The 10382-nt window shown below is 41.3% G+C and carries 7 protein-coding genes and 1 tRNA gene; 4 read left to right on the forward strand and 4 right to left on the reverse strand.

Features of this window, described 5'->3' with window-relative positions:
• On the forward strand, positions 1 to 1030 hold a 1030-nt coding region (locus VIH09_RS01310; RefSeq protein ID WP_331577080.1), incomplete at its 5' end, for a class II fumarate hydratase.
• A gap of 124 nt (positions 1031 to 1154) precedes the next feature.
• Here VIH09_RS01310 and VIH09_RS01315 read toward each other — a convergent pair.
• The 4 genes from VIH09_RS01315 to VIH09_RS01330 form a co-directional block, all read right to left on the reverse strand.
• Positions 1155 to 1230, reverse strand: a tRNA-His gene (locus VIH09_RS01315).
• Positions 1231 to 1304: 74 nt separating this feature from the next.
• A complete protein-coding gene (bshB1, locus tag VIH09_RS01320; RefSeq protein WP_331577082.1) occupies positions 1305 to 2021 on the reverse strand; it encodes a bacillithiol biosynthesis deacetylase BshB1 in 717 nt (238 codons plus the stop codon).
• A gap of 79 nt (positions 2022 to 2100) precedes the next feature.
• On the reverse strand, positions 2101 to 3162 hold the full coding sequence (locus tag VIH09_RS01325) for a chorismate-binding protein (RefSeq protein WP_331577084.1): 1062 nt from the start codon (positions 3160 to 3162) through the stop codon (positions 2101 to 2103).
• A gap of 46 nt (positions 3163 to 3208) precedes the next feature.
• Positions 3209 to 3634: a PaaI family thioesterase gene (locus VIH09_RS01330; RefSeq protein WP_331577086.1), complete on the reverse strand. Its 426-nt coding sequence runs from the start codon at positions 3632 to 3634 to the stop codon at positions 3209 to 3211.
• Between the two features lie 116 nt (positions 3635 to 3750).
• Between VIH09_RS01330 and VIH09_RS01335 the strand changes: the two genes are divergently transcribed.
• From VIH09_RS01335 to purL, 3 genes are all read left to right on the forward strand, one after another.
• Positions 3751 to 5265: a hypothetical protein gene (locus VIH09_RS01335; protein ID WP_331577088.1), complete on the forward strand. Its 1515-nt coding sequence runs from the start codon at positions 3751 to 3753 to the stop codon at positions 5263 to 5265.
• Between the two features lie 162 nt (positions 5266 to 5427).
• Positions 5428 to 7986: an endonuclease gene (locus VIH09_RS01340; RefSeq protein ID WP_331577090.1), complete on the forward strand. Its 2559-nt coding sequence runs from the start codon at positions 5428 to 5430 to the stop codon at positions 7984 to 7986.
• A 113-nt stretch (positions 7987 to 8099) separates the two neighbouring features.
• Positions 8100 to 10382, forward strand: a 2283-nt coding sequence (purL, locus tag VIH09_RS01345; RefSeq protein ID WP_331577092.1) for a phosphoribosylformylglycinamidine synthase, incomplete at its 3' end; no start/stop codon positions are given.

A 10382-nucleotide genomic window follows, 5' to 3' on the forward strand; every position in this document is an offset into this window, starting at 1 on the left:
CGAAGGCGAACAATTCATCAAGGCCAATGATGACGTGAACAAATCACAATCTTCTAACGATACCTTCCCTACAGGAATGCACATTGCCGCTTATAAATCGGTGGTGGAAATCACTATCCCGGGAGTGGAGAAACTAAGGGATACTTTACATGCGAAAGCTATCGAGTTTAAAAACGTAGTGAAGATTGGCCGTACGCACCTTATGGACGCCACGCCCCTTACCGTTGGTCAAGAACTTTCAGGATATGTTGCCCAATTAAATTATGGCTTAAAAGCAGTCAAAAACACCTTGGCTCACTTGTCCGAAGTGGCCTTGGGAGGAACTGCAGTCGGAACAGGTTTGAATACGCCTGCAGGATATGATGTAAAAGTGGCGGAATACATCGCTGAATTCACCGGACATCCGTTCGTTACCGCCGAAAACAAATTTGAGGCACTAGCCGCTCACGACGCAATTGTGGAATCGCATGGCGCCTTGAAACAACTGGCCGTTTCGTTGAACAAAATCGCCAACGATATCCGTATGCTTGCCTCTGGACCCCGTTCAGGAATTGGCGAATTGATCATCCCGGAAAACGAACCCGGTTCTTCAATCATGCCCGGAAAAGTAAACCCCACACAATGTGAAGCATTGACGATGGTTTGCGCCCAAGTTATGGGGAATGATGTTGCCATCACCGTTGGTGGGATGCAAGGTCATTATGAATTGAACGTGTTTAAGCCGGTAATGGCTGCTAATTTCTTGCAATCGGCACGTTTGTTAGGGGACGCTTGCATGTCTTTTGACGAACATTGCGCTCAAGGAATCGAACCAAACTACAAACGCATCAAAGAACTGGTTGACAATTCATTGATGCTGGTTACGGCATTGAACACCAAAATAGGATACTACAAATCGGCAGAAATTGCCCAAACAGCGCATAAAAACGGGACAACTCTAAAAGAAGAAGCCGTTCGTTTGGGTTATGTAACCCCAGAAGATTTTGATCTTTGGGTAAAACCCGAAGATATGGTAGGAAGCTTGAAATAAGCCCCCAACTCCATGATACCAAAAAGCCTGCAAACGTATAATTTGCAGGCTTTTTTTATGCTCGTCTCACCCTAAATTAGGGGTACAAAAAAAGCCTCGAATTTCTTCGAAGCTTTTGCTTTCTGGGTGGAAGACGGGGCTCGAACCCGCGACCCTCGGTACCACAAACCGATGCTCTAACCAACTGAGCTACAACCACCATTTGCTTAGCGGTTGCAAATATACAACATAAGTTCACTTCTGCAAATAATTTTTTTAAAAAATTACATCAAATTTAGATCAAATCAGCTAAGCTATTGACTGCCAAATATCTTTCTACGGTAAATCCTTCGGCATGTTCTACTCCTGTAAGTCTTCCTAAATCCCTTGAGCGGTAATTAAGGCTTTCCAGAAAGTTTTTGGACGAAATAGGCGACTCCGGTTCCTTGGAATTAGCGTCATAAAACTGCGAACCGTAAGCCAAAATGGATTCGGTTTTCTTTTCCGTAAAGCCCGTTATGTCCACCACAAAATCGGGAACTATATTTTTCCATTGGATGTAATGGTATACCAGTTTTGGCCTCCAAGCTTGCTGCTTCTCGCCTTCCAGTTCCGTTTCCACTTTCATCAATCCCGACAAAAAACAGGAATCAGAAACCAACTTGCTTCCTTTTCCGTGGTCAATATGCCTATCGTCAATTGCATTACACAATACTATTTCGGGTTGGTACTTTCTAATCATTTTGATGATTTCAATCTGGTGTTTTTCGTCATTCACAAAAAAACCGTCGCGCATCTCCAGATTTTCCCGAACGGAAACCCCCAAGATTTTAGCGGCAGCATTCGCTTCCTGGTCTCTTATCGTTGCCGACCCCCTTGTTCCCAATTCGCCGCGAGTCAAATCAACTATTCCAACGGTTTTCCCTAAGGATATTTCTTTTAAAATGGTCCCTGAGCAACCCAATTCCACATCATCGGGATGAGCGCCAAAGGCAAGTATATCTAATTTCATTTATTCTACTTTATTACTTATTTGCTATTCTTGATCTCGTCTCACTGTCAACCATTTCATTGTCCATTCTCAACTCTCCCTACAATACCCTTTTCATCGTCATTGATTTATTGACGCTTTCTTTCCATTCTTTTTCAGGAATGCTGCCTTCCGTGATTCCACAGCCGACATACAAATGGGCATGATTATTTTTTATTTGCATGCAACGCAAATTCACGTACAAATCGGTTTTTAATTTTTGCTTCGTAAAACCTTTCTTGTTTAATTCCCCCAAAAAACCAGTGTAATAATTCCTATCATAGTCTTCATTTTCAATAATGAATTCTTTGGCAAGTAATTGCGGCAATCCACAAACTGCAGGTGTCGGATGCAAAACGGAAACCAACTGTTTCAAATTTGAGTTTTCATTTACAATTCCTTCAATTTCTGTTTTTAAATGCAACAAATTGCCCGCTTTAAAGGTATAAGGACTCGAAACTGTTACTTCGGTTGCCAGGTTTTTTAGATTCTCCAAAATGAAATCAGTAACAAATTGCTGTTCTTCTTTTTCTTTTGTTTCCCACACAACTTCTGAACTGCCACGGAAAGGCTGTGTTCCGGCCAAGGCCGTTGTGTAAAATTTATTTTTGTTGGATTTCAGCAGCCGCTCCGGGGATGCGCCCATCCACAAACCAATTTTGGGATGAAACCAACAATAGGTAAAAGCTGCCGGGTATGTTCGAATTAATTTTTCAAAAACGGTCACCAAGTCAAAATCGGGCACATCAACGATTTCTTTTCGTGACAAAACCACTTTATCGAAAACTCCCTCCGATATGGCATCGATACCTTTTTTAACTAGGGTTTCAAACCGAGTTTGAGCATCTTTATTTTCAGTGTTTGAAATTTCAGAACCGCCATTTTCCTCAATAGAAGTTATTTCAGATTCCCATTTTACAGATTGTGCCTTGGGAATAAGTATCGTTTGATCGCCTTCAAAAGGGGCAAAAACAAAACCCGTTTCAGTAAAATCTTCCACAAAATACAAATGGTCATTTTTCTGAAAAACTCCCACTAAGTTATTCTTATTTGGCTTGCTGTATATCGCAAAAGGCAGATTTAGCGCCATTTGCTGTTTTACTTTTATAAAAAAATCAATCATATTTGAATCCTTTTAAATATAAATTTAACAAAAAAAAACGATTTTTTTATTTCTTTTTTTCCAAAACCATATTCGTCAATTTACAAAGCGACACTAAGTTTCCTGCCTCGTCAGTGACCTTGATTTCCCAAAGATGCAGCGTTCTTCCTTTGTGGATAATTCGGGCCGTTCCAAAAACAAAACCCTCGCGGATGCTTTTTAAATGATTGGCCGAAATTTCGATTCCGCGCACTTCCTGTTCCCTATCATTGATAAAAAAATGGGAAGCGGCACTTCCCACACTCTCTGCCAAAGCCACTGATGCTCCACCATGAAGCAATCCCATAGGCTGGTGCACCGATGGATTAACGGGCATCTTGGCAACAAGGAAACCTTCGCCGGCGTCTATGAACTCAATATTTAAGGTTTGCATCAGTGTGTTTTTTGAAAACTCATTGCAATACTGAAGCATTTTATCTTTGTCTAATGTCATGTGTCTTATTTTAAAGAATGTAAAAATAAATAAAAGATGAGACACAAAACAGTAATTGCAATTGTTATTCTGATTTCGCAATAGATTTTTCCTATTTTTACAGAAAAACAAACGAAATGCGTTCCATCTCTTTTTTACTTTTTATTGGTTTATTGATAGCTCTTGGTTCGTGTCGTTCTGATTTTGAAACGGTAGCCAGCACAGGCAACTTGGCCTTTTCAAAAGACACTATCTATTTGGATACCGTTTTTAAAAATATAGGCTCCAGCACCTACAGACTTAAAGTATACAATCACGGTAAAAATGACATTAGCATTCCAACAATAAAACTAGGCAAAGGATTGAATTCCAAATACCGAATGACTGTTGACGGCCTGCAGGGCACGAAAGGAAAAATATTCAATAACGTTGCCCTTTTGGCAAAAGACAGCATCTACATATTCATTGAAACCACCGCTGATATAACTGACGCGAACCCGACCGATTTCCTTTACACGGACCAAATTGAGTTTGACGGCGGATCTAACCTGCAAACGGTTGAACTGGTGACGCTGATCCAAGATGCCGTTTTCTTGTATCCGAAACGTTTTGCTGACGGCACCACAGAAACGCTTCCCATTGGCGACCAAAAAATTGAAGGCTTTTATCTCGACGAAAATGATCCCGTAAATGGAAACGAACTGCTGTTTACCAATCAAAAACCTTACGTAATCTATGGTTATGCGGCGGTCCCTTCCGGAAAAATAGCCGTTTTTGAGGCGGGAACCCGAGTCCATTTTCACGCTAATTCAGGGCTTATCGTGGCCAACAATGCATCTATAAACGTAAACGGAACCGCATCAACCACAGACGGTCTGGAAAAAGAGGTGATTTTTGAGGGTGACCGCCTGGAACCGGAATATTCTGATGTCCCCGGACAATGGGGAACTATTTGGCTTACTGACGGAAGTACAAATAACACTATAAACCATTTAACGGTCAAAAACGCAACTATCGGACTGTTGATCCAAAACAATGACGGAACAACGGTTTCCATCAAAAACACCCAAATTTACGATTCATCCAACTACGGTATTTTGGCGCAGACCGCAAAAATAGAGGGGGAAAACATGGTGATCAATTCCGCCGGTTTGGCCAGTTTAAGCTGCTCGTACGGCGGGGATTATAAATTCACCCATTGCACACTCAACAATAACTGGAACAGTTCGTCACAAGCGGCCGTTTCTGTAAATAATTACAGCATAGGGGCCATCCCAGAGGTCAAAGACTTAACCCAGGCCACTTTTAACAACTGCATTATTTACGGATCCTATCCTAACGAACTGGTTTTAAGCAAAAAAACCGCAGCGGCATTTGAGTACCAATTCAATAATTGTTTGATAAAATTTGATTCGGCTACAACGAATCCCGATTATCAATTTCAAACGGATCCCGTTCATTACAACGCTATCCTTTTAAACGAAAGCCCCAAATTTTATAACGTTTCCCAGAACAAACTTAATATTGATGACACTTCTGGCGCTTTCGCAAAAGGGAATTCGGCTTACCTGATTCCGATTGACATTCTAGGAAACACAAGAACTTTACCCCCTGATTTGGGAGCCTACAGCAATCGCCCCTTTGCGAACTGAATGTTTAATTTATAAGATCATAGAATACACAGTTAGCTTAAACATTTAATAACCTCAGTTATTGAATAATAATTTATATTTGTCAGAAAAATATACATTTTCGATTATTTTGTTATATTTTTTTTTAAAAAAGCTATGAATTAACCCAATTAACTGTTAACTATGAAACAAATCTACTCAATTGCATTATTATTTTTCTTTACCGCAGGTATCGCACAAATTCCGCCCGGCTACTATGATTCTGCCACAGGAACAAATTACACCTTAAAAACACAATTGTACAACATCATTAAAGGTCATACCGACAATGGCTATGGCGGATTATACACCACCTACCAATCATCTGATGTTGATCATTTTTATGAAAATGACGGAACCGTTTTAGACATGTATTCTGAAAAGCCTAGCGCTACAGACCCATATAATTATTCAACGGGATCAACACAAAGATGCGGAAACTACTCAGCCGAAGGAGATTGCTACAACAGGGAGCATATCATACCGCAGTCGTCTTTTAACTCCAGCGCCCCGATGGTTTCTGATGCACATTTCATAACACCAACGGACGGGAAAGTAAACGGGCAAAGGTCCAACTATCCCCACGGAACTGTAGGATCAACAACATGGACCTCGCTAAACGGCAGTAAATTGGGCTCGAGTTCAGTAGCTGGATATTCAGGTACCGTTTTTGAACCTATCGACGAATTTAAGGGAGATATTGCCCGAATGTATTTCTATTTTGCCACTCGATACGAGAATACAGTTTCTGGCTACGCCTACCCTATGTTTAACGGATCAAGCAATCAAGTTTTCACCACCGCTTTTTTGAATATGCTTTTGGCTTGGAACAGCCAAGACCCAGTAAGTGCTAGAGAAATAGAGCGAAACAACGCCATTTACACTTTTCAAAACAACAGAAACCCGTACATCGATCATCCGGAATACGTGCAACAAGTTTGGAACCCATCAGCAGATTCACAGGCTCCAACGGCTCCTACCAATTTATTGGCTTCCGGAACTACCGACACAACAACAACTTTGTCATGGACCGCTTCAACTGACAACATCGGCGTTACAGGATATGAGGTATATCAGGGAGCAATCCTGCAAGCAACCAGTACAGGAACTTCCTATACAGTTACCGGATTAACGGCTTCTACAGCGTACTCCTTTTCAGTAAAAGCGAAAGATGCAGCAGGAAATAGCTCAAATGCCAGTAATACCGTAAACGTTACCACAACTTCAACGGCTACATTAAACTATTGTTCTTCGCAAGGAAACAGCACAGCTGACGAAAAAATAGGCAAAGTAGTTTTTGGTTCGATAAGTAATACTTCTACCGGGACTTCAGGTTATGAAAATTACACCGCGCTTTCAACCACTGCTTCGCGAGGAACCGCTTATACAATTACAATAACTCCTTCTTGGACATCGACGGTGTATAGCGAAGGATACGCCGTTTTTGTAGATTACAATCAAAACGGATTATTCACGGATGCAGGGGAACAAGTTTGGACAAAGGCAACTTCGACAGCCGCAACGGCTTCGGGTTCTTTCACGATACCCTCTAACGCCACTCTGGGAACCACAAGAATGCGCGTTTCGATGAAATACAATGGAACTCCAACCGCCTGCGAGACTTTCTCCTACGGACAAGTGGAAGACTATTCGGTAACAATTTCTGGAGGAACTGCAGACACAACCGCTCCATCAGCTCCAACAGCGCTTGCCGCTTCCGGAACCACACAGACCACAACCAATTTATCTTGGTCAGTATCAACAGACAATGTTGGCGTAACCGGATATGACGTATATCGAGGAACAACTTTATTGGGAACCGTTACTTCAAACTCTTTTAGTGTAACGGAATTATCAGCTTCAACGGCCTACAGCTTTTTAGTAAAAGCGAAGGATGCAGCCGGAAACATTTCTTCTGCAAGCAACACATTAAATGTTACCACCACAGCAAACAGTGGTTCGACTGCCACTGAGCTTTTGTTTTCAGAATACATTGAAGGTTCGTCAAATAACAAGGCTTTGGAAATTTCAAATGCTACTGGAAGCGCGGTAAACCTATCGGTTTACAGCGTCAAAAAACAAACAAATGGCTCGGGATCATGGAGTTCAGGAATGAGCCTAAGCGGGACCTTAAGTAATGGAAGTAAATTTACTTTGGTAAACAGTGCTATCGCTTCCAGTTGTTATGCGACCGGTTCAGCAAACATTTCCACTGCCGCGACAGAGATGACTTTTAACGGTAATGACGCCATAGGTTTATTTAAAAATGGGGTGCTTATTGACATCATTGGAACATTTAATGGTGGAACGGCAAACTTTGGCGCCAATGTTACCCTAAGAAGAAAATCAACCGTAACTTCGCCTAACACCACATTTAATATTTCAACTGAATGGGATTCTTATTCATCGGATACATGCTCTAATTTAGGAAGCAAAAATCTTGAAGCATCGGCCAAAACTCAAATAATTGCCGAGTCAGGCGATGTGAAAATATACCCAAACCCTTCCGACGGTAACTTCTTCATAAACAACTCCAACAAAGAGTATTCTGTCGAAATCTATAACATTATTGGTCAAAAGGTTTACGAAAGAAAGAATACGAACAGCACTACCTTATCACTGTCTCAGCTTAATAAGGGAGTGTATTTCGTAAAAATAACTGACGATTCAAAATCTACAACTAAAAGAATCATTATCAACTAGTTAATTACAAATGTTGAACATATTAAAAAGCGGCAAAATTGCCGCTTTTTTTTTGCGGAAAATTTAATCTTAATTGCCTAAATTTGCACCGTAATACAACAAACTACACAACAATGATCCATTTCTTTGAAAACCAAAGCAAAACTGTTTTTGCAGTGCAAACGCAAAACGAAATTTCAGCTCAAGACATTTCAAAACTCAATTGGCTTTTTGCCGACTCCAATAAAATAGAAAAATCCGTATTGTCGGATTTTTTTGTTGGCCCTCGTGCCACCATGATCACGCCTTGGAGTACCAATGCTGTTGAGATTACCCAAAATATGGGGATTTCAGGAATCATTCGAATCGAAGAATTTCACAAAGCAACGGCCGACTTCACCGATTTTGACCCGATGCTTTCCCAAAAATATTCAGAATTAAATCAAGATATTTTTACCACTAATGTCACACCAGAACCTATTTTGGACATTGACGATATTGCAGCCTATAACAAATCAGAAGGTTTGTCTTTGAGCCCGGAAGAAGTGGAATACTTGGATAATTTAGCCGTTAAAATTGGTAGAAAACTAACCGACTCAGAAATTTTCGCTTTTTCACAAGCCAATTCAGAGCACTGCCGCCACAAGATTTTCAACGGAAAGTTTGTGATTGATGGCGTTGAAAAAGAATCTTCTTTATTCAAACTGATCAAGAAAACTTCGTCTGAAAACCCACACGATATAGTTTCAGCATATAAAGATAACGTGGCATTCGTAAAAGGGCCGCGCGTGCAACAATTTGCCCCAAAAAGTGCCGACAAAGCTGACTTTTATGAAACCAAGGATTTCGATTCTGTGATTTCATTAAAAGCGGAAACGCACAATTTCCCAACTACCGTGGAGCCTTTCAATGGAGCGGCAACAGGTTCTGGTGGAGAGATTCGTGACCGTCTTGCAGGTGGACAAGGTTCTTTGCCTTTGGCGGGAACGGCGGTTTACATGACTTCTTATTCAAGACTGGAAGAAAACAGACCTTGGGAAAACGGAATGACCGAAAGAAAATGGTTGTACCAAACCCCGATGGATATTTTGATCAAAGCTTCAAACGGAGCATCTGATTTTGGAAACAAATTCGGACAACCGCTTATTACGGGTTCTGTGCTTACTTTCGAACATGAGGAAGATGCCCGTAAATTAGGTTTCGACAAAGTGATTATGCAAGCTGGTGGAATTGGTTACGGAAAACTAAACCAAGCAATCAAGAAAAAACCACAAACAGGTGACAAAATCGTTATCCTGGGTGGCGAAAATTATAGAATCGGAATGGGTGGTGCTGCAGTTTCCTCTGCTGATACCGGTGCTTTCAGTTCAGGAATTGAATTAAACGCAATCCAACGTTCGAATCCGGAAATGCAAAAACGTGTTGCCAATGCCATCCGTGGATTGGTAGAAAGCGACAACAACCCAATTGTATCGATTCACGATCACGGAGCTGGAGGACACTTAAACTGTCTTTCGGAACTGGTGGAAGATACAGGTGGATTAATTGATTTAGACAAATTGCCAGTGGGTGACCCTACCCTATCAGCCAAAGAAATAATCGGTAACGAGTCTCAAGAAAGAATGGGATTGGTTATAGGTCAAAAAGACATTGACACTTTACAACGCATCGCTGACAGGGAGCGCGCTCCAATGTATCAGGTAGGTGACGTGACCGGAGATCATCGTTTTACTTTCGAGTCAAAAACTACCGGTGCTAAACCGATGGATTATGCCTTGGAAGACTTTTTTGGAAGTTCCCCAAAAGTGGTGATGACCGATAAAAACATCGACAGAAATTATACCGATTTAGAATACAGCGTAAAAAACATATCAACCTATTTAGAGCAAGTATTGCAACTGGAAGCAGTGGCTTGTAAAGACTGGTTGACCAACAAAGTGGACCGTTGTGTGGGTGGAAAAGTAGCCAAACAACAAACAACGGGACCTTTGCAATTACCGTTGAATAACTGTGGTGTAATCGCCTTGGATTATTTAGGTAAGGAAGGTGTTGCTACTTCGATTGGACATTCGCCCGTTGCGGCATTGATTGACCCTGTTGCAGGAAGCAGAACCGCGATTGCAGAAGCTTTATCAAATATTGTTTGGGCACCCATCAAAAATGGCTTGGACGGAATATCCCTTTCGGCTAACTGGATGTGGGCTTGTAAAAATGAAGGCGAAGACGCTCGTTTGTACGCAGCGGTAGAAAGCTGTTCTAATTTTGCGATCGAATTAGGAATCAACATCCCTACGGGAAAAGATTCGCTTTCGATGAAACAAAAATATCCAAACGAAGAAGTGATTGCACCGGGAACGGTCATCATTTCGGCAGGTGGAAATTGCATCGACATCAATAAAGTAGTGGAGCCTGTTTTA

It is taken from the genome of Flavobacterium sp. (genome assembly GCF_036515215.1).
GTDB lineage: Bacteria > Bacteroidota > Bacteroidia > Flavobacteriales > Flavobacteriaceae > Flavobacterium.

Excerpts from the sequence above, each read along its gene's own strand:
- bshB1 (WP_331577082.1), bottom strand. The coding sequence starts at position 2,021 with ATGAAATTAGATATACTTGCCTTTGGCGCTCATCCCGATGATGTGGAA.
- VIH09_RS01325 (WP_331577084.1), bottom strand. The coding sequence starts at position 3,162 with ATGATTGATTTTTTTATAAAAGTAAAACAGCAAATGGCGCTAAATCTG.
- VIH09_RS01330 (WP_331577086.1), bottom strand. The coding sequence starts at position 3,634 with ATGACATTAGACAAAGATAAAATGCTTCAGTATTGCAATGAGTTTTCA.
- VIH09_RS01335 (WP_331577088.1), top strand. The coding sequence starts at position 3,751 with ATGCGTTCCATCTCTTTTTTACTTTTTATTGGTTTATTGATAGCTCTT.
- VIH09_RS01340 (WP_331577090.1), top strand. The coding sequence starts at position 5,428 with ATGAAACAAATCTACTCAATTGCATTATTATTTTTCTTTACCGCAGGT.